The organism is Kitasatospora sp. NPDC058965, assembly GCF_042741245.1.
GTDB lineage: Bacteria > Actinomycetota > Actinomycetes > Streptomycetales > Streptomycetaceae > Kitasatospora.
This window is the reverse complement of sequence record NZ_JBHYKG010000079.1, coordinates 1-17,958: the sequence shown is the minus strand read 5'-3', so window position 1 is coordinate 17,958 and position 17,958 is coordinate 1. Positions and strand designations below refer to the sequence as shown.

Here is a 17,958-nt window from a genome sequence, read left to right as displayed (position 1 = left end):
ACGAATCGTCACAGGACCAGGCTGAGCGGCAGGATCAGGGCGATCGCGACCACCGAGATGACGGTCTCCATCACCGACCAGGACTTGACGGTCTGCCCCACGTCCATCCCGAAGTACTCCTTCACCAGCCAGAAGCCCGCGTCGTTGACGTGCGAGAAGAAGAGCGAGCCGGACCCGACCGCGAGCACCAGCAGCGCCGCGTGGGTGCCGGACATGCCGGCCGCCAGCGGGGCGACGATGCCGGCGGCCGTGATGGTGGCGACCGTGGCCGAGCCGGTGGCCAGCCGGATCAGCACCGCGATCAGCCAGCCGAGCAGCAGGGCGGGGATGTGCAGTTCGCCGGCCCAGTGGCTGACCGCGTCGCCGACGCCCACGTCCACCAGGGTCTGCTTGAAGCCGCCGCCGGCGCCGACGATGAAGACGATGCCGGCGACCGGGCCGAGCGAGCGGGCCACCGTGTCGGAGATCCGGCCCCGGTCGAAGCCGGCCGCGCGGCCCAGTGTGACCATGCCCAGCAGCACCGCGGCGAGCAGCGCGACCAGCGGCGAGCCGATGAAGTCGAGCACCCGCTGGACCGGGTCGGCCGGGTCGTCGACCACCACGTCCGCCAGCGCCTTGCCGAGCATCAGCACCACCGGCAGCAGGATGGTGGCCAGCACCGCGCCGAACGCGGGGGCCCGCCCGGGGCGCTCCCCGGCGTCCCCGGCGGTGCCGGTGTCACCGGCGAGCCCGGGCAGCGGCAGCGGGCCGACCCAGCGCTCGGCGACGCGGGCGAACAGCGGCCCGGCCACCACCAGGGTGGGGACCGCGACCAGCAGGCCGAGCGCGAGCGTGGTGCCCAGGTCCGCCTTGAGCGCGTCCACCGCGACCAGCGGGCCCGGGTGCGGGGGTACCAGGCCGTGCAGCACCGACAGCCCGGCCAGCGCGGGTATGCCCACCCGCAGCACCGGGACGTTGCCGCGCCGGGCGACCACCAGCACGATCGGGATCAGCAGCACCACGCCGACCTCGAAGAAGAGCGGCAGCCCGAGCAGCGCCGCGATCAGCGCCATCGCCCAGGGCAGCGAGCGCGGGGTCGCCCGGGCGAGCACGGTGTCGGCGATCGTGTTCGCCCCGCCGGAGTCGGCCAGCAGCTTGCCGAGCATCGCGCCGAGCCCGATCAGCAGTCCGACACTGGCCACGGTCGCCCCGAAGCCGCTGACGAAGCTGCTGGTGAGCTTGTCGAACGGGGCGCCGGCCACCGCGGCGAGCAGGCCCGAGCCGAGGGTCAGGGCCAGGAACGGGTGCAGCTTCAGCTTGCTGATCAGCAGCACGACGGCACCGATGCCGAGCAGCACCGCGACCAGCAGGCGGCCGTCGCTGTGGGTGTGCGGCAGCGCCGGTGGGGCGGCGGCCAGCAGCAGGGAGGGGTTCACGCGAGGTCTCCATTGACGGGCCGCAGCAGCGCCGCGGCCATCTCGACGAGTTCGTGGGGGGTGCGGACCTCTCCGTCCGGCTCCGGGCCGACGTCCAGCACGGCGCCGCGCTCGTCCGACTGCAGCGGTTCGAGCACGGCGTACTGGGAGTCGAGCAGCGAGGCCGGCATGAAGTGGCCGGTGCGCGCGGCCAGCCGCTGGGCGATCAGCCGTCGGCCGCCGTCCAGGTGCAGGAAGTACGCGTCGGGGCAGCCGGCGCGCAGGGTGTCGCGGTAGCGCCGCTTGAGCGCGGAGCAGGTGACCACTCCGCCGGTGCCGGCCGCGCCGCGCTCGTGCAGCCAGGCCGCCAGCGCGCGCAGCCAGGGCTCGCGGTCGGCGTCGTCCAGCGGGATGCCGGCCGCCATCTTGGCGATGTTGGCCGCGGGGTGGAAGTCGTCCGCCTCGGCACAGGGGAGGCCGAGGCGCTCGGCGAGTTGCTGCGCGACGGTGGTCTTGCCGACCCCCGCGACTCCCATCACCACGATCAGCTGGTTCTCGGCGTTGAGACCCATTGCTCTGCTCCTTGCCCTGGCTGCGGTGACGTCACTATCGCGCCAAAGGTATGACTTATTCAAGGGGGCGACATCGAATCGTCATACTTATCACTCCGGCAGGTGGCCGCGACCTAAGCTGGCGGGATGGAGATCCAGGGGCTGCCGGGGAAACTGCTCGCCGAGTTGGGGCCGGCCATCGCCGGCGGCGAGCTCGCCGAGGGGGCGGTGCTGCGGATCGAGGAGCTGGAGGCGCGCTTCGGGGTCTCCCGCACGGTGGTGCGCGAGGCGGTGCGGGTGCTGGAGTCGATGCGCCTGGTGGCCTCCCGGCGCCGGGTCGGGATCACCGTGCAGCCCAAGCGGGACTGGGACGTCTTCGATCCGCTGGTGATCCGCTGGCGGCTGGCCGGCGCCGACCGGGCCGCCCAGCTGCGCTCGCTCGGCTCGCTGCGGGTCGCGGTGGAGCCGGCCGCCGCGGCGCTGGCCGCGCTCCACGCCGACCCGGAGCAGTGCCGCGAGCTGAGCCGACTGGCCGCGGACCTCACGGTGACCGGGCGGGCCGGCGACCTGACCGCCTTCCTGCAGCACGACATCGACTTCCACGCCACGGTGCTGCGCGCCTCGGGCAACGAGATGTTCGCCCACCTGGGCGACACCGTCGGCGCGGTGCTCACCGGGCGCACCGAGCACGACCTGATGCCGCACCGCCCGCGCGAGTACGCCGTCCGGCTGCACCGCGAGGTGGCCGACGCGATCTGCGCCGGCCACGCCGAGCAGGCCGAGCGGGCGATGCGCACGATCGTCACCGGCGCGCTGGAGGAGCTCGCGGCCGAACTCGGCTGACCCCGTTTGCGCCCGGCGCCCGCGGGCAGGTGCTCCACCGGAGTGCGGCGGGTGAGGGGGCGGGCGATGGCGGCGGCCGGGCGGCGGCGGATGCCGGACGAGGTGCGCGCGGCGGCGGTGCGCACGGTGATATTCCTGGCCGTCACCCTGGTCGCCCTGATCTTCTCCTCGCTGGCCTCGCTCGCGCACGCGCGCAAGGCGATGACCAGTGGGCTGATGATCACCGGCATCGGGGTGTTCGCGGTGGTCTGGGGGCTGCTGGAGATCGTGATCTCGCGTCAGATCGCGGCCCAGCGCCGACGCGGACCGGGCAGCGACTCGCCGCTCGCGGGCAGCCGACCGCCCCGGTACTGACCCGCGGTCAGCACCGGGGCGCGGACGGCCGCGGCGGCCCGGTCAGTGCTGCACGGCCCGCAGGTACTGGCCCGGCCAGCGGGACTCGACCCCCAGCTCGCGCGCCGCGTAGTGCGCCCAGTACGGGGTGCGGAGCAGCTCGCGCCCGAGCAGGACCACGTCCGCGCGCCCCTCGGTGAGGATCTGCTCCGCCTGCCGGGCCTCGGTGATCAGGCCGACCGCGCCGACCGGCAGGTCGGTGGCCTCGCGCACGGCGGCGGCGAACGGCACCTGGAAGCCCGGCGCCACCGGGATCCGCGCGTCGGCGACCAGGCCGCCGGTGGAGACGTCCAGCAGGTCCACACCGGCCGCGCGCAGCTCCTTGGCCAGCCGCACGGTGTCCTCGCCGGTCCAGCCGTCGCGCCGGTCGTCGGCGTCCTCGGACAGCCAGTCGGTGGCCGAGGTCCGGAAGAAGACCGGCAGCTCGGCCGGCCACACCTCGCGCACCGCGGCCACGACCTCCAGCGCGAACCGGATCCGGTTCTCGAAGGAGCCGCCGTACTCGTCGGTGCGGTGGTTGGAGGCCGGGGAGAGGAAGGAGTGGATCAGGTAGCCGTGCGCTCCGTGCACCTCCACCGCCTGGAAGCCGGCCGCCAGCGCCCGCCCGGCCGCCGCGCGGAAGTCGGCGACGACGGCGCGGATCTGCGCGGTGCTCAGCGCGTCCGGCTCGGGGTGGTCGCCGAAGGCCTGGGTGGTGGGGCCGACGGTGCGCCAGCCGCCCTCGGGTGCCGGCAGCGCGGCGCCGCCCTGCAGCGGCGTGCGGGTGGAGGCCTTGCGGCCGGCGTGCGCCAACTGGATCGCGGCCACCGCGCCGTGGTCGCGGATCGCGCGCACCACCCGGGCCAGCGCGTGCTGCTGCTCCTCGTTCCACAGGCCCAGGTCGGCCGGGCTGATCCGGCCCTCCGGCGACACGGCGGTGGCCTCGGTGATCACCAGACCGGTGCCGCCGGCCGCCCGGGCGGCCAGGTGGGTGAGGTGGAAGTCGGTCGCCACCCCGGTCCCGGGACCTTCGGTGGCGGCCGAGTACATGCACATCGGGGCCATCCAGATCCGGTTGGGGACGGTGAGGCCGCGCAGGGTGATCGGCTCGAACAGGACGGACACGGGTACTCCCTCAGGCCGGGACGGACTGGTACGAGAAGCATCGTAGTACGAGAAGTGACGAACTACGAAGGGCGTCGTACCATGGCTCGCGTGACCGATACCGAGACCGAGGGGGCCCTGCTGCCGGAGCCGGCACCGGGCGAGATCCAGCTGGTGGCGGTGCTCAGCGCGCTGGCCGATCCGATCCGGCTGCGCATCGTGCGGGAGCTGGCGGACGCCGCGGGGCCGCTCTCCTGCACCGCCCTGGAGCTGCCGGTCAGCAAGTCCACCTGCACCCACCACTTCCGGGTGCTGCGCGAGTCGGGAGTGATCCGCCAGCAGCGGGTCGGGACCGCGCGGATGAGTTCGCTGCGCACCGCCGAGTTGGGCGAGCGGTTCCCCGGACTGCTGGCGAGCGTGCTGTCCGCCGCTGCCGACGGTGCGTCAGGCTGACGCACCGTCACCCGGGCCCGTAGGCCCGCCCGGTCGACTCGCCCACGATGGAGTGAGGAACTTGGGCGTGGTGGCCCAACCGGTGGTACCCAAGTGCGCGTGATCTCCCTGCGCATCCGCGCGGCGCTCTACGCCGTCGCCCTCGCTCTGCTGACCGTCCCCACGCCCGCCCAGGCCGCCCCGGCCGTCTCCGACTCCGCCCTCACGCTGACCGTGACGGACGACGGCAGCGGCACCGTCCTGAGCAGCACCGACCTGCTCTGCCATCCCGCCGGCGGCAGCCACCCGCAGGCGGCGGCCGCCTGCGCCGCCCTCGATCCGGCCGGTGGCGACCTCGACCACCTGACCGGGCGCACCGGGGTCATGTGCAACCAGCTCTTCCAGCCGGTGACCGCCGGTGCGGAGGGCCTGTGGCAGGGCACCCGGCTGCACTGGCAGCGCACCTTCAGCAACCTGTGCGGGCTGCACACCAGGACCGACCCGGTGTTCCGGAGCTGATCGGGCCGCTCAGCCGGCCACCGACAGCGCGGCCGCGAGCCGGGTCAGGCAGTCCCGCCAACCCCGCTCGTGGTCCGCGACGGCCGCCTCGTCGGCCAGCCCCGCGTGGCGCACGGTCACCCTGGTCCCGGCGCCGCGCGGCTCCAGCTCCACCGCGACGGTGGACCCGGCCGCCTCCCCCGCCCAGCGCCAGTCGAGCTCCAGCCGCCGCCCCGGGTCGACCGCGAGCACCCGGCCGCCGACGGCGATCCCCTCCCCCGCGATCTCGAAGGCAGGGCCGGCCAGCCGCACCACGGGTGCCAGCCGGGGCGGCCAGAACCAGCCGGCCAGCCGGTCCGGATCGGTGATCGCCGCCCAGACGGCGCCCGGCGCCCCGGGCAGGTCGATCGAAACAGTGGCCGGCCGAGTCATCGGATCCCCCTTCGACGGTTCGCTCCCCCAGGCGTACCACGGGCCACCGACAGCCCCGGACGGCGCAGCCCCGGCGGCGCCCCCACCGACACGCCCGTAGGGTGTGGTCTGGATCACATCCGAAAATCCGATCTGACGGACCGTCAATTCGACTGACGGTTCGTCACGGCTCGTCCGGTGCAGCCGAGTTGCTAGCTGATGGATCGTCAGTTCTGGCTTTTTGAAGCCAAGTTGGCCCTCCACTGGCCCTCGTGGTCGGCGCGGCGATCGGACTATCATCGATCGGGTTGTTGTGCTCCGGGTCGGAGCAGGGCACCCGGCTAGGCGGTTTCCGCAGGTCAGCGGGGTCCTGGTGCGGCCCGGGCAAGGGCCTAGGGGACGAGGACCGCATGGCTGTCATGACGCAGATCAGCACTGGCGACGACCGGCAGGAGCCGGCCGTCGGGCTCGCGCTGTTCGGCGGGCAGGCCGCACCCGAGCCGCGCACCCTGGTGGACGTGCTGGCCGCCACCGCTGCCGCGCACCCGCACGAGCCGGCCCTGGACGACGGTGCGCAGCGGCTCAGCTACCGTGCGCTGACCACCGAGGTGACCGCGCTGCGCCACCGCCTGGCCGCCGCCGGGGTGGGCCGCGGCGACCGGGTGGGCATCCGGGTCCCGTCCGGCAGCAACGACCTGTACGTGGCGATCCTGGCCGTGCTCGCGGTGGGCGCCGCCTACGTCCCGGTCGACTTCGAGGACCCGCAGGAGCGGGCCGACCTGGTCTTCGGCGAGGCCGCGGTGACCGCCGTGCTCGGCGCCGGGCGCGAGCTGACCGTGCACCGCGCCGGGAGCGGCCGGGCCGGCGGCCCCACCCCGGAGGACGACGCCTGGATCATCTTCACCTCCGGCTCCACCGGCAGGCCCAAGGGCGTGGCCGTCACCCACCGCAACGCCGCGGCCTTCGTCGACGCCGAGGCGCAGCTCTTCCTGCAGGAGGAGCCGATCGGCCCGGGCGACCGGGTGATGGCCGGGCTCTCGGTCGCCTTCGACGCCTCCTGCGAGGAGATGTGGCTGGCCTGGCGGCACGGCGCCTGCCTGGTCCCGGTCCCCCGCTCGCAGGTCCGCGGCGGCGCGGACCTGGGCCCGTGGCTGGCCGAGCAGGAGATCACCGTGGTCTCCACCGTGCCCACGCTGGCCGCCCTGTGGCCCGCCGAGTCGCTGGGCGACGTGCGGCTGCTGATCTTCGGCGGCGAGGCCTGTCCGCCCGAGCTGGTGGAGCGCCTGGTCACCGAGGGCCGCGAGGTGTGGAACACCTACGGGCCGACCGAGGCCACCGTGGTCGCCTGCGCCGCGCTGCTGGACGGCACCGGCCCGGTGCGGATCGGCCTGCCGCTGACCGGCTGGGAGCTCGCCGTGGTCGACGAGGAGGGCCGGCCGGTGCCGATGGGCGGCAGCGGCCAGCTGGTGATCGGCGGCGCGGGCCTGGCCCGCTACCTGGACCCCGAGAAGGACGCCGAGAAGTACGCCCCGCTCCCCTCGCTCGGCTGGGACCGCGCCTACCGCAGCGGCGACCTGGTGAAGGCCGAGCCCGAGGGCCTGCTCTTCCTGGGCCGGGCCGACGAGCAGATCAAGCTCGGCGGGCGCCGGATCGAGCTCGGCGAGGTGGACGCGGCGCTGCAGGCGCTGCCCGGCGTGCAGGGCGCGGCCGCGGCCGTGCGGACCGCGCGCGGCGGCAACCAGCTGCTGGTCGGGTACCTGGTGGTCCAGGACGACTTCGACCGCGACGCCGCGGTGGCCCGGCTCCGCGCCGAGCTGCCCGCCGCGCTGGTGCCGCTGCTGGCGCCGGTGCCCGACCTGCCCACCCGCACCTCCGGCAAGGTGGACCGCAACGCACTGCCCTGGCCGCTGGAGCTGCCGGAGACCGCCGGCTCCGGTGCCGCCGAGCAGCTGTACGGCACCGAGGCCTGGCTGGCCGAGCAGTGGCACGAGATCCTCGGCGTGCCGGTGACCGGCGCCCGGGACGACTTCTTCGCGATCGGCGGCTCCAGCCTGGCGGCCGCCCGGCTGACCACGCTGCTGCGCACCCGCTACCCCTCGGTCGCGGTGGTGGACATCTACCAGCAGCCGGTGCTGCGCAAGCTCGCCCGGCACCTGGAGCGCTCCGCCCAGGCCCGGGGCGACCGGCGGACCGTCGCCCCCACCCCGCGGCGCGCCCAGCTGGTCCAGCTGCTCGCGCTGCTGCCGCTGTTCACCCTGACCGGCCTGCGCTGGTGCGTGCCGCTGCTGGCCCTCGGCAACCTGCTGCACCACCTCGGGGCCTACCCCTGGGCGCCGACCGCCTCCTGGTGGCTGCTGGTGCCGGCCGCGCTGCTGCTCTTCAGTCCGCCCGGCCAGGTGGCGATCGCGGCCGGCGGCGCCCGGCTGCTGCTGCGCGGGCTCACGCCCGGCAGCCACCCGCGCGGCGGCTCGGTGCACCTGCGGCTCTGGGCGGCCGAGCGGCTGGCCGAGGCCAGCGGGGCGACCGAGCTCTCCGGCAACTGGCTGATCCGCTACGGGCGGGCGCTGGGCTGCCGGATCGGCGAGGAGGTGGACCTGCACGCGCTGCCGCCGGTCACCGGCCTGCTCCGGCTGGGCCGCGGCTGCGCGATCGAGGCCGAGGTGGACCTGTCCGGTTACTGGCTGGACGGCGACCGGCTGGAGGTCGGCACCGTGCGGGTCGGCTCCGGCGCCGTGGTCGGCACCCGCAGCACCCTGCTGCCCGGCGCCCGGGTGGGCAAGCGGGCCGAGATCGCGCCGGGCTCCTCGGTCGCCGGGCAGGTGCCGACCGGCCAGCGCTGGGGCGGCGCGCCCGCCGCCAAGCTGGGCCGGGCCGAGCGCGGCTGGCCCAAGCAGCGCCCGCCGCGCCGGGCCGGCTGGGCGGCCGTGTACGGCCTGACCGGGGTGGCGCTCGAACTGCTGCCGGTGCTGGCCCTGCTGCCGGCCCTCGGCGTGGCCGCGCTCTTCGTGCACCCGGGCGACGGGCTGGGCGCGGCGCTGCGCGGCGCGCTGCTCGCGGTGGTGCCCGGCGCGCTCGCCTTCGGGCTGACCTACGCCGGCCTGCTGGTGGCCGCGGTGCGGCTGCTGAGCACCGGCCTGCGCACCGGCTACCACCCGCTGCACGGCCGGGTCGGCTGGCAGGCCTGGACGGTCAGCCAGCTGATGGACCTGGCCCGGGAGCGGCTCTTCCCGCTCTACGCGGGCCTGGTCACGCCGTTCTGGCTGCGGCTGCTGGGCATGAAGGTGGGCCGGCGCGCCGAGGTCTCCACGGTGCTGGCCCTGCCCAGTCTGACCACGGTGGGCGACGGCGCGTTCCTCGCCGACGACACCCTGATCGCCCCCTACGAGCTGGGCGGCGGCTGGCTGCGGATCGGGCGGGCGGAGATCGGGCGCCGGGCCTTCCTGGGCAACTCCGGGATGACCGCGCCCGGGCGCGCGGTGCCGGACCGCGGCCTGGTCGGGGTGCTCTCGGCCACGCCGAAGAAGGCCAAGAAGGGCAGCTCCTACCTGGGCCTGCCGCCGGTGAAGCTGCCCCGCGCGGCCGAGGCCGCCGACCTGAGCCTGACCTACGAGCCGCCGACCCGGCTGCTCTGGGCCCGCGGGCTGGTGGAGCTGGCCCGGCTGGTGCCGGTGCTCTGCTCGGTGGCGCTGACCGTGCTGACCGTGGCCGCGCTCGCCGCGCTCGGCTCGCCGCTGACCATGGCGCTGCTGTCCGGCGTGGTGCTGCTGGCGGCCGGACTGCTGGGCTGCGCGGTCTCCGCGGCGGCCAAGTGGCTGCTGGTCGGCCGGTTCCGGGCGGTGGAGCACCCGCTCTGGTCCTCGTTCGTCTGGCGCAACGAGCTGGCCGACACCTTCACCGAGGTGCTGGCGGTGCCGTGGCTGGTCGGCCGGGTGCCGGGCACCGCGCTGCTGGTGCTCTGGCTGCGCGCGCTGGGGGCCCGGATCGGGCGCGGGGTCTGGTGCGAGAGCTACTGGCTGCCCGAGGCCGACCTGGTCACGCTGGGCGACGGGGTCACCATCAACCGCGGCTGCGTGCTGCAGACCCACCTCTTCCACGACCGGATCATGCGCATGGATACTGTGGACCTCCGTGAGGGGGCCACTCTGGGCCCGGGCGGGATCGTGCTGCCGGGCAGCACCGTGGGGGCGCGCAGCACGCTGGGGCCGGCCTCGCTGGTGATGCGCGCGGAGTCGGTCCCCTCCGACACCCGGTGGCTGGGCAACCCCATCGAGGCGTGGCAGGCGTGATCCAAGGAGTGGACCAACCGGTGAGCAAGCAGGTCGACCCGTACTTTCCCGACCACGGCGATCCGCGCTACCGGGTCCACCGCTACGAGCTCACCCTGGACTACCGTCCCGGCCCCAACCGGCTCGCCGGCACCGCCCGGCTGAGCGCGCTGGCCGGCCCCGAGCCGCTGCGCGAGTTCGCGCTCGACCTGGTCGAGTTCCGGATCGGCCGGGTCCTGGTGCAAGGCAAGGCGGCGCACTACACCCACCGCGGCGGCAAGCTGCGGGTCAAGCCGGCCAAGCCGCTGACGGCCGGTGCCGCGTTCACCGTGGAGGTGCACTACAGCGGCAACCCGCGCCCGGTGCGCAGCCAGTGGGGCGGCCTGGGCTGGGAGGAGCTGACGGACGGTGCCCTGGTGGCCAGTCAGCCGGTCGGCGCCCCGTCCTGGTTCCCGTGCAACGACCGGCCCGCCGACAAGGCGTCCTACCTGGTCTCGCTGACCACCGCCTCGCCCTACCAGGTGGTGACGGGCGGCCGGCTGCTCACCCGGACCACCCGGGCCTCCAGCACCACCTGGGTCTACGAGCAGGCCGCGCCCACCCCCAGCTACCTGGTCGGGGTGGCCATCGCGCCGCTGGAGCGGGTGCTGCTGGTGGACGCCGAGCCGGGCGGGGTGCCGCAGACCGGCTACGTGCCGGCCGAGCTGGTGCCCCGCTTCGCCGGCGACTTCGGCCGCCAGCCGCAGATGATGCGGCTCTTCGAGGAGCTCTTCGGCGCCTACCCGTTCGGCGAGTACGCGGTCGTGGTGGCCGACGAGGAGCTGGACGTGCCGGTGGAGGCCCAGGGCATGGCGGTCTTCGGCAGCAACCACGTGGACGGGGTGCGCGGCTCCGAGCGGCTGGTCGCGCACGAGCTGGCCCACCAGTGGTTCGGCAACAGCGTCACGATCGCCGACTGGCGCCACATCTGGCTGAACGAGGGCTTCGCCAAGTTCGCCGAGTGGCTCTGGTCCGAGCGCTCCGGCGGCCGCTCGATCGCCGCCCACGCCGCCGACGCCCACCGCAAGCTGGCCCTGCTCCCCCAGGACCTCAAGCTCGCCGACCCGGGCCGCAAGCAGATGTTCGACGACCGCCTCTACGACCGGGGCGGCCTGGCCGTGTACGCGCTGCAGCGCGCGCTGACCGAGCCGATGTTCCTGCGCATGCTGCGCGACTGGACCACCGGCCGCCGGCACGGCGTGGTGACCACCGCCGACTTCATGACCCACGCCCAGCGCTACGCCGCGCCGGGGCAGTCGCTGGTCGAGCTGTTCGACGCCTGGCTGTTCCAGGGGGCGCTGCCGCCGCTGCCGTGACGGCCGGGCCGCAGACGCCGTTCAGCTCCTCGGTCTCCCAGGAGCGGCCGTCGGTTCACCTCAACTGCCGCCGCCCTGCTGCTCGGCCGCCAGCGCGAACGCGCACAGCTGCTCGGCGTCCCAGGCGAGGGCCCCGGAGCGGAGCTCGTCGAGCACCCCGGTGAGCCAGCCGACCTCCGCCGCCGTGACGGCGCGCAGGTACTCGTCCTCCAGGCCAGCGATCCTCGGCAGGCCGTACTGGCGTGAGGCGGCCAGCGCGGCGTCCAGGGCGGCCAGCGTGCCCTCGACCGCGGTGAGCCGGGTGGTCAGCGCGCCGATGATCTCCTCGCGCTCCAGCAGCAGCAGGTTGGACAGCGTCGCCGGGAACTCCGGGAACTCCTGCTTGGGCTCGCGCAGCGCCTCCAGCATCCAGCTGCGGGCGGTCTGCCGGCCTGCCTCGGTGATCTCGTAGACGGTCCGCTCCGGGTACTGCTGGTCCCGTTCGGTCTCCCGGACGGCGATCAGGCCGGCCGCCAGCAGCCGGTCGATGGTCCGGTAGAGGCCGGTCCGCTGACCGACGTTGACCACCTGGTCCTTCCCCCACTGCTTGATCAGCCGCTGCACCCCGTACGGGTGCAGCGGCTTGAAGTGCAGCAACGACAGGACGGTCAGGGCGAGCGGGGAGCTGCGGGGCGCTGGACTCATGGCCCTCATGCTACTGCCATCCGAACTAGTTGACCTGACACTAGTTGCAGTGCAACTATGGAGGAGCCGACAGCGGCGCCCCACCGACACGGAAAGCGAGCACGACCATGACCACCGTCCTCAGCACCGAGCGCATCCACGCCGACCACCGCACCGTCAAGCACCTGGGTCACTGGACCTCGGCCGGCCGCTTCGAGGTCCGGGCCCGCAGCGCCGCCGTGGTGCTCGACCTGCGCTCGCCGCAGCTGCCCGCCGAGCTGGAGCTCCACCTGGACCTGCACCGGTCCCTGGTGAAGCTGCTGCTCCCCGAGAACGCCCGGATCGACCAGTGGGACCTGGCCTGGCCCGCCAAGGGCCGGCTCAAGGACGGCCAGGCGCCGGCCGACGGCGCCGACGGCCCGCTGGTCCGCCTGCTCGGCACCGCCGCCGACAGCGAGCTGCGGGTGCACCGCGGCGGCGTGGCCCAGCTCTCCGCCATGTGCTCGCGGGCCTACCTGGACGACCTGCGCCGGGCGCACCGCGAGGGCACCCTGCCGACCGTCGACGACCCGACCCGGACCGCCTGATCCCCCGTCACCACCGAGACCGCACAGGAGTCAGCAGATGAACCAGCGAGTCCGCACCGCCCTGGTGATCGGCGGCGGCATCGCCGGCCCGGCGACCGCGATGGCGCTGCGCCGGGCCGGGATCGCGGCCACCGTCTTCGAGGCCTACGACACCCGCGCCGACGACCGGGGCAACGCCCTGAGCATCGCCCCGAACGGCCTGGCCGCACTGGACGCGATCGGGGCCGGCGAGGTGGTCCGCGCGGTCGGCGTCCCGATGGAGTCGATCGTGCTGCAGAGCTGGACCGGCAAGGAACTGGCCGAGTTCGGCACCCCGGCCGGGCTGCCGCCGATGCACTTCGTGCACCGCGCCGACCTCTACCGCGGCCTCTACGCCGAGGCCGAGCGGCGCGGCGTGGAGATCGTGCACGGCAAGCGGCTGGTCGGGGCGGACGAGACCGCCGACGGCGTCACCGCCCGGTTCGCCGACGGCTCCACCGCCACCGCCGACCTGCTGGTCGGGGCGGACGGGCTGCGCTCCACCGTGCGCCGGCTGATCGACCCGGCCGCGCCCGAGCCCCGGTACGCCGGCCTGCTCGGATTCGGCGCGCTGCTGCCGGACACCGGACTGCCGTCCACCGGCGGCACGATGCGGATGACCTTCGGCAAGCGCTGCTTCTTCGGCCTGCAGGTCTTCGAGGACTCCAGCGCGGTCTGGTTCGTCAACCTGCCGCACCCGGAGCCGCTGACCACCGCCCAGTGCCTGGAGCGCGGCCCGGAGCACTGGCTGCCGGTGCTGCGGCGGGCGGTGGCCGGGGACCGCACCCCCGCGCTGCGGCTGCTGGAGGCCACCACCCCCGAGCGGTTCCTGACCACCGGGGCGATGGAGGCCATGCCCCGGGTGCCGCACTGGCACCGCGACCGGCTGGTGCTGGTCGGGGACGCGGCGCACGCGCCCTCCTCCAGCTCGGGCCAGGGCGCCTCGCTGGCCCTGGAGAGCTCGGTCCAACTGGCCCGCTGCCTGCGCGACCTGCCGCTGCCGCAGGCGCTGACCGCCTACGAGGGGCTGCGCCGGCCCCGGGTCGAGCGGATCATCAGGAACGCCGAGCGGACCAACAGCAACAAGGCCGCCGGTCCGGTCGGCCGGGTGCTGCGGGACCTGATGTTCCCGGTGCTGATGAAGCTGGCCAAGCCGGAGAAGTTCGCCTGGCAGTTCGACCACCGGATCGACTTCGACGCCGTGGTGACGGGCTGACGCCCGGCGCCCGCCACCACGGCGCCGCGCTCACCCCTGGTACGGCGGCGTGAGCCCCCAGCCCCACCTGGGCATCGGGGTCTGCACCACCCGGTCGGCACCGGGGGCCGAGAACATCTTGGCCATCCGGGTGCCCCACTCCAGGTAGCCGGTGAAGGCCGCCCGGAACTCCGGGTCGTCGGGCAGGCCCACCTCGTCGGCGGTGTCCTGGAGCAGCGCGACCCAGCGCCGGCGCTGCTGCTCGGTCAGGTGGCGGCCCAGGTGCCGGGAGACCATGTGCGGGTGGCCGCCGCGCTCCGCCGAGTAGGCCGGCGGGCCGCCGAAGACCTCGCCCAGGAACAGCGCCACGTGCCGGGGGTGCTCGGCGTCCATCCCGGCGAAGACCGGGGCCAGCACGTCGTCCTTGGCCACGTGCCCGTAGAACGCGCTGGTCAGCCGCTCCAGCGCCGGGGCCCCGCCGAGGTACTCGTAGAGGGTGGGCGGCCCGTCCGGGCTCGGCCCGGTGCCGCGCACGCCGGTGTCGGCGTAGTGGCGCATCTCCTGGATCGCGCCGACGTAGGGCTTGATCGAGGCGAAGAACTCGGCGAACTGCGCGGAGCCGCGGAAGCCCTCCAGGTGGTCGCGGACCGAGGTCCAGCGGATCCGCAGGACGTAGGCGCCCGGCTCGTCGACGCTCTCGGTGAGCTCGTAGTCCACGCAGAAGGGCGAGGCGGCCAGCGGCACGGCGGCCTGCCGGTAGGCGGCGAGGAAGTCCTCCCGATCGGCCTCGGGGATCTGGTACCTGATGTACTCGACTGTCGTCATGCGGCCCATGATGCGTCGTCAGGACCGGTTGCCACGAAGGATCCTGGGGTCGATCACGGAATTGAGCTGTAGGAGAACGCGGGCCCCGCACCGATCGCTCTTCATCTCAGCTAGTGACACCGCATCAGTTCTATGCCTAAATGAGGGGCACCGACACACCAGCGCAAGGGAGACCGCCAGTGAAGTCGATCCGCCCCCTGCTGGCCGCCACCGCCGTGGCCGCCGCGACCCTCCTGGCCGTGGGCGCCGCACCCGCCTCGGCCGCACCCGCCGCACCCGCCGCACCCGCCGCACCCGCCGCACCCGCCACGGTCGCCACGGTCGCCACCCAGACCGCGTACTTCTACGGCGAGTTCTGGGACCAGTTCAACTCGGGCCTGGCGATGCAGCGCGCCTACGGCGTGGCCCAGGGCAACGCCTCCGCGGCCGGCTACGGCAACGCCCGGTGCACCACGTACGCCTCGGGCGTCACCGGCAATCGCGACGACGGCTGGCTGGCCGACGTCACCCTGGAGTGCACCCTCTGACGCACGCCCCCCGTACCGGTGGCCCCTTCCCGGGGAGGGGAAGGGGCCACCTCCACGTCAATCCGCCGCCGGCACCTCGGCCGGGCGCTTGAACATCCGGGTCGCGGTGATCTCGCCGTGGATGGCCGGGCCCTCGGGGTCGGGAGCGGCCGGCAGGCCGGGGCGCAGGTGCTCCTCGACCGAGATGTACTTCAGCCCCGCCCGCAGGTCGGCGTCGTTGCGCAGCCGGATGACCAGCGGGAACTCGGCCAGCGCGGTGGTGTCGAACAGGCCCGTGGTGTAGATCAGCTGCACGCCCAGGGCGTCCGCCACCGCACGCTGCAGCTCCAGCAGGTAGGTGGCGTTGGCCCGGCCGATCGGGTTGTCCAGGAAGAGCGTGCCCGCGTGCCGCAGCTGGGCCTGGCCGCGGTCGTTGGCCCGCAGCGCGGCCATCGTGCAGTAGAGCGCGATGGCGGCGGTCAGCAGCTGCCCGCCGGAGAACACGTCCGACATCTGACCCACGCTCACCCGCTCGGCCCGCAGCACCGCGTCCGGCTTGAGGATCTCCACCGAGACGCCCTTCGGCCCGATCGCGGCGGCCACCGCGCGCAGCAGCAGCGACATGCCGTCCCGGCGGCCGAACTCGTTGGACGCGGCGGAGTTCTTCTTCACCGCCGCCCGGGTGGCCTCGTCGATCACCTCGCCCAGCCGCTCGGCGAGCACCGCCTGGTCCGGGTCCTCGAACCGGATCCGCAGGAACTCCTGGCCCGACCACTCGCCCAGCCCCTCCGGCAGCCGGGAGAGCCGCTGCGCCGCGCGCAGCGTGGCCAGCGAGGACTCCACCAGCCCGCGCAGCCGGTCCACGATCGAGCCGCGGTTGCGCTCCAGCTGGCCGAGCTCGTCGGTGAGCACCCGCAGCCGGGGCGCGAAGGCCTCGGCCCAGGCGGCCGCGTGCTCGGGCAGCGCGGCGGCCGGCAGCTCGCGGATCTGCTGGCGGGCGGGCGTGCGCACCACCTCGTAGCGGGCCGCGTTCGCGTGCCGGACCAGCGCGTCGGCCGCGTCGCGCACGGCCAGGTCGGCGGCGGTCAGCTCGGCCGAGGCCGCCCGCAGCGCCCGGCGGCTCTCGGTGGCGGCGGTGCGCGCCTCCACCAGGGCCTCCAGGTACGCCTCGACCGCGCCCTCGCCCTCGTCCGCGCCCTGGTCGCGCAGCCCGTCGCGCAGTCCGGCCGCGGCCTCGTCGAAGTCGGCGGCGGCCGACTGGGCCGCCTGCAGGGTGCGCAGCAGCTCGGTGTGCTCGGTCCGGGCCCCCTCCAGCAGGTCGCGCCGCTCGGCCAGGGCCGCGGTGGCCACCCGCAGCAGCTGCTGGGCGTGCTCGGGGTCGGCGGGCACCAGCTCGTCCGGCAGCTCGGTGTGCGCCTCGCCGGAGACCGGCGCCGAGCGCTCCACCTCGGCGCGCAGCCGGCCCAGCTGCTCGCTGGCCGCCGCCGAGCGGGCCTCGATGGTGGCCACCAGCTCCTCGGCCCGGGCGGCTGCGGCCTGCCGGGCCGGCCCGTCGGCGCCGTCGGGGCTGTTCAGCAGTTCCTCGGCGCGGGTGCGCACCTTGTTGGTGAGGCGGTCCAGCTCGGCCCGGGCGGCCGTCTCGTCGCTCTCGGCGCGGGCCTGCTCGGCGCGCAGGTCGGCGCCGACCCCGACCTTCTCGTACAGCTGGGCGGCCGCCCGGTAGGCCTCGCGCAGCGCGGGCAGCGAGGCGGTGGGCAGCTCCTCGGCGGGCGTCACGGTGCCGGACAGCTCGGCCCGCTCGGCCCGCAGCGTGCGCGCGGTGCGGCGGGCGTCGTCGGCGGCGCGCTGGGCGGCCCGGCGGTCCTCGTCGCAGGCCCGGGCCCGCTCGGCGCAGGCCGCCTGGCGGCGCTCGCACTCGGCCGCGTCCTCGGTCAGCTCGCGCACCGAGCGGTGCCAACCGGTCCGCTCGCGCAGCCGGAAGGCCAGGCCGGCCAGCGCGTCGGCGCGCCGGCGGGTCTGCTGGGCGGCCTCGCGCCGCTCCTCGTGCACCGCGACGGCCGCCGCCCGGTCGGCCTCGGCCTCGGCGTGCTCGGACCGGGCGCTCGCCAGCCGGGCGGTGGCCAGCTCGGCCTGCTCGGCGGCCGCGGACGCCGCGTCGGCCAGCTCGGCCAGCGTGCCGGGCGGGCAGCTCGCCTGCCAGGAGGCGAGCCGGGCGGCCAGCGCCCGGTCGCCGCCGAGCCGGGCGGCCAGCTCGCGGATGTGCTCCTCGCGGGCGCCCGCCCGGGCGCGCAGCTCGCGGCGCTCGGTGTCGGCGGCGCTCTCGTCGTGCATCGCCGGGTTCGGCGGCACCAGGAAGAAGGCCGGCTCCTCGGTGATCGGGGCGATCAGCGCGGCGGCCGTGCCGACCGCCACGGTGGAGCGCGGCAGCAGTGCGGCGCTCTGCAGCGCCTCCCGGGCCCGGTCCAGCGAGGACGGGTCGGTGACCACCACGCCGTCCACCAGCTCCGGGCGGGCGGCCAGGATCCGCTCGTGGTCCACCGGGTCCACCGACTGGGCCAGGTAGCGCCAGCCGGGCAGCGCGGGGACGCCGTGCTCGCCGAGGAACTCCACGGTGGCCAGCACGTCGGGCCCCGGCGGCAGCAGGCCGCCGTCGCCGAGCGCGGCCAGGATCCGGGAGTCGTCGGCGGCGGCGGTGCGCAGGTCGAACAGGGTGCGCTCGGCGGTGGCGACCGCGGTGTCGAGCAGCTCGGCCAGGTCCTCGGCGGCCCGGTCGAGCACCTCGGGGGTGAGCCGGTCGCCGCCCTCCTCGTGGTACGGGACCAGGCCCAGCAGCTCGGCCGGCCGCGGCTCGCCGGCGAGCTGAACGGCGGTGCGCTGCTCGGCGGCCAGCGCGCGCTGCGCGGCGCCGCGGGCGTCGGCGGCGCGGGCCGCGGCCAGCT

General features: G+C 75.2%; 15 protein-coding genes and 1 pseudogene. 9 read left to right on the top strand and 7 right to left on the bottom strand.

Translation table 11 applies throughout. The features are described 5' to 3' along the window. Nucleotides 1–8 precede the first annotated feature (8 nt). Both ACFW1A_RS15880 and ACFW1A_RS15875 read right to left on the bottom strand, forming a co-directional pair. The gene (locus ACFW1A_RS15880) at nt 9–1,415 is read right to left on the bottom strand and encodes a GntP family permease (protein WP_380409325.1); all 1,407 of its coding nucleotides are present in this window, start codon (nt 1,413–1,415) and stop codon (nt 9–11) included. Then, complete coding sequence (locus ACFW1A_RS15875) at nt 1,412–1,966, bottom strand: gluconokinase (RefSeq protein WP_380409323.1); 555 nt, start codon at nt 1,964–1,966, stop codon at nt 1,412–1,414. Before ACFW1A_RS15875 ends, ACFW1A_RS15880 begins: the two co-directional genes overlap by 4 nt. 126 nt (nt 1,967–2,092) lie before the next feature. Between ACFW1A_RS15875 and ACFW1A_RS15870 the strand changes: the two genes are divergently transcribed. Both ACFW1A_RS15870 and ACFW1A_RS15865 read left to right on the top strand, forming a co-directional pair. Continuing rightward, nucleotides 2,093–2,788, top strand: a complete 696-nt coding sequence (locus ACFW1A_RS15870) for a FadR/GntR family transcriptional regulator (RefSeq protein WP_380409321.1) — start codon at nt 2,093–2,095, stop codon at nt 2,786–2,788. A 51-nt stretch (nt 2,789–2,839) separates the two neighbouring features. After that, entirely contained in the window at nt 2,840–3,142 is a 303-nt protein-coding gene (locus ACFW1A_RS15865; RefSeq protein ID WP_380409319.1) for a hypothetical protein, read from the top strand. 42 nt (nt 3,143–3,184) lie between these two features. On the opposite strand, the gene ACFW1A_RS15860 is transcribed toward ACFW1A_RS15865, so the two are convergent. Beyond that, nucleotides 3,185–4,285, bottom strand: coding sequence for an NADH:flavin oxidoreductase/NADH oxidase (locus ACFW1A_RS15860; RefSeq protein WP_380409317.1), 1,101 nt, complete (start codon nt 4,283–4,285; stop codon nt 3,185–3,187). Nucleotides 4,286–4,366: 81 nt separating this feature from the next. On the opposite strand from ACFW1A_RS15860, the gene ACFW1A_RS15855 reads away from it, so the two are divergent. Beyond that, on the top strand, nt 4,367–4,717 hold the full coding sequence (locus ACFW1A_RS15855) for an ArsR/SmtB family transcription factor (RefSeq protein ID WP_380409315.1): 351 nt from the start codon (nt 4,367–4,369) through the stop codon (nt 4,715–4,717). A gap of 99 nt (nt 4,718–4,816) precedes the next feature. After that, nucleotides 4,817–5,215 (top strand): SSI family serine proteinase inhibitor, encoded by a 399-nt coding sequence (locus ACFW1A_RS15850; protein ID WP_380409313.1) that lies wholly within the window; start codon nt 4,817–4,819, stop codon nt 5,213–5,215. 9 nt (nt 5,216–5,224) lie between these two features. Here the strand turns inward: ACFW1A_RS15850 and ACFW1A_RS15845 are convergent, their stop codons facing one another. Continuing rightward, the gene (locus ACFW1A_RS15845; RefSeq protein WP_380409311.1) at nt 5,225–5,626 is read right to left on the bottom strand and encodes an SRPBCC domain-containing protein; all 402 of its coding nucleotides are present in this window, start codon (nt 5,624–5,626) and stop codon (nt 5,225–5,227) included. Between the two features lie 398 nt (nt 5,627–6,024). On the opposite strand from ACFW1A_RS15845, the gene ACFW1A_RS15840 reads away from it, so the two are divergent. Together ACFW1A_RS15840 and ACFW1A_RS15835 are read left to right on the top strand one after the other, a co-directional pair. Next, nucleotides 6,025–9,891 (top strand): Pls/PosA family non-ribosomal peptide synthetase, encoded by a 3,867-nt coding sequence (locus ACFW1A_RS15840; RefSeq protein ID WP_380409309.1) that lies wholly within the window; start codon nt 6,025–6,027, stop codon nt 9,889–9,891. Between the two features lie 20 nt (nt 9,892–9,911). After that, nucleotides 9,912–11,225 (top strand): M1 family metallopeptidase, encoded by a 1,314-nt coding sequence (locus tag ACFW1A_RS15835; protein WP_380409307.1) that lies wholly within the window; start codon nt 9,912–9,914, stop codon nt 11,223–11,225. Between the two features lie 60 nt (nt 11,226–11,285). Here ACFW1A_RS15835 and ACFW1A_RS15830 read toward each other — a convergent pair whose 3' ends face one another. Continuing rightward, a complete protein-coding gene (locus ACFW1A_RS15830) occupies nt 11,286–11,909 on the bottom strand; it encodes a PadR family transcriptional regulator (RefSeq protein ID WP_380409305.1) in 624 nt (207 codons plus the stop codon). Nucleotides 11,910–12,016: 107 nt separating this feature from the next. On the opposite strand from ACFW1A_RS15830, the gene ACFW1A_RS15825 reads away from it, so the two are divergent. Both ACFW1A_RS15825 and ACFW1A_RS15820 read left to right on the top strand, forming a co-directional pair. Then, entirely contained in the window at nt 12,017–12,475 is a 459-nt protein-coding gene (locus ACFW1A_RS15825) for a hypothetical protein (RefSeq protein WP_380409303.1), read from the top strand. 37 nt (nt 12,476–12,512) lie between these two features. After that, on the top strand, nt 12,513–13,709 hold the full coding sequence (locus ACFW1A_RS15820; RefSeq protein WP_380409301.1) for an FAD-dependent oxidoreductase: 1,197 nt from the start codon (nt 12,513–12,515) through the stop codon (nt 13,707–13,709). Nucleotides 13,710–13,739: 30 nt separating this feature from the next. Here the strand turns inward: ACFW1A_RS15820 and ACFW1A_RS15815 are convergent, their stop codons facing one another. Beyond that, nucleotides 13,740–14,513: a group II truncated hemoglobin gene (locus ACFW1A_RS15815; RefSeq protein WP_380409299.1), complete on the bottom strand. Its 774-nt coding sequence runs from the start codon at nt 14,511–14,513 to the stop codon at nt 13,740–13,742. A 179-nt stretch (nt 14,514–14,692) separates the two neighbouring features. Between ACFW1A_RS15815 and ACFW1A_RS15810 the strand changes: the two genes are divergently transcribed. Further along, nucleotides 14,693–15,040, top strand: coding sequence for a hypothetical protein (locus ACFW1A_RS15810; protein ID WP_380409297.1), 348 nt, complete (start codon nt 14,693–14,695; stop codon nt 15,038–15,040). Nucleotides 15,041–15,097: 57 nt separating this feature from the next. Here the strand turns inward: ACFW1A_RS15810 and ACFW1A_RS15805 are convergent. Continuing rightward, nucleotides 15,098–17,958: pseudogene (locus ACFW1A_RS15805) on the bottom strand (hypothetical protein); the annotation flags it as partial.

What these genes read in the sequence shown, in the direction of transcription:
- ACFW1A_RS15845 (WP_380409311.1), bottom strand. Translation starts at nt 5,626, where the DNA reads ATGACTCGGCCGGCCACTGTTTCGATCGACCTGCCCGGGGCGCCGGGC.
- ACFW1A_RS15815 (WP_380409299.1), bottom strand. Translation starts at nt 14,513, where the DNA reads ATGACGACAGTCGAGTACATCAGGTACCAGATCCCCGAGGCCGATCGG.
- ACFW1A_RS15855 (WP_380409315.1), top strand. Translation starts at nt 4,367, where the DNA reads ATGGCTCGCGTGACCGATACCGAGACCGAGGGGGCCCTGCTGCCGGAG.
- ACFW1A_RS15875 (WP_380409323.1), bottom strand. Translation starts at nt 1,966, where the DNA reads ATGGGTCTCAACGCCGAGAACCAGCTGATCGTGGTGATGGGAGTCGCG.
- ACFW1A_RS15820 (WP_380409301.1), top strand. Translation starts at nt 12,513, where the DNA reads ATGAACCAGCGAGTCCGCACCGCCCTGGTGATCGGCGGCGGCATCGCC.
- ACFW1A_RS15830 (WP_380409305.1), bottom strand. Translation starts at nt 11,909, where the DNA reads ATGAGTCCAGCGCCCCGCAGCTCCCCGCTCGCCCTGACCGTCCTGTCG.
- ACFW1A_RS15825 (WP_380409303.1), top strand. Translation starts at nt 12,017, where the DNA reads ATGACCACCGTCCTCAGCACCGAGCGCATCCACGCCGACCACCGCACC.
- ACFW1A_RS15870 (WP_380409321.1), top strand. Translation starts at nt 2,093, where the DNA reads ATGGAGATCCAGGGGCTGCCGGGGAAACTGCTCGCCGAGTTGGGGCCG.
- ACFW1A_RS15840 (WP_380409309.1), top strand. Translation starts at nt 6,025, where the DNA reads ATGACGCAGATCAGCACTGGCGACGACCGGCAGGAGCCGGCCGTCGGG.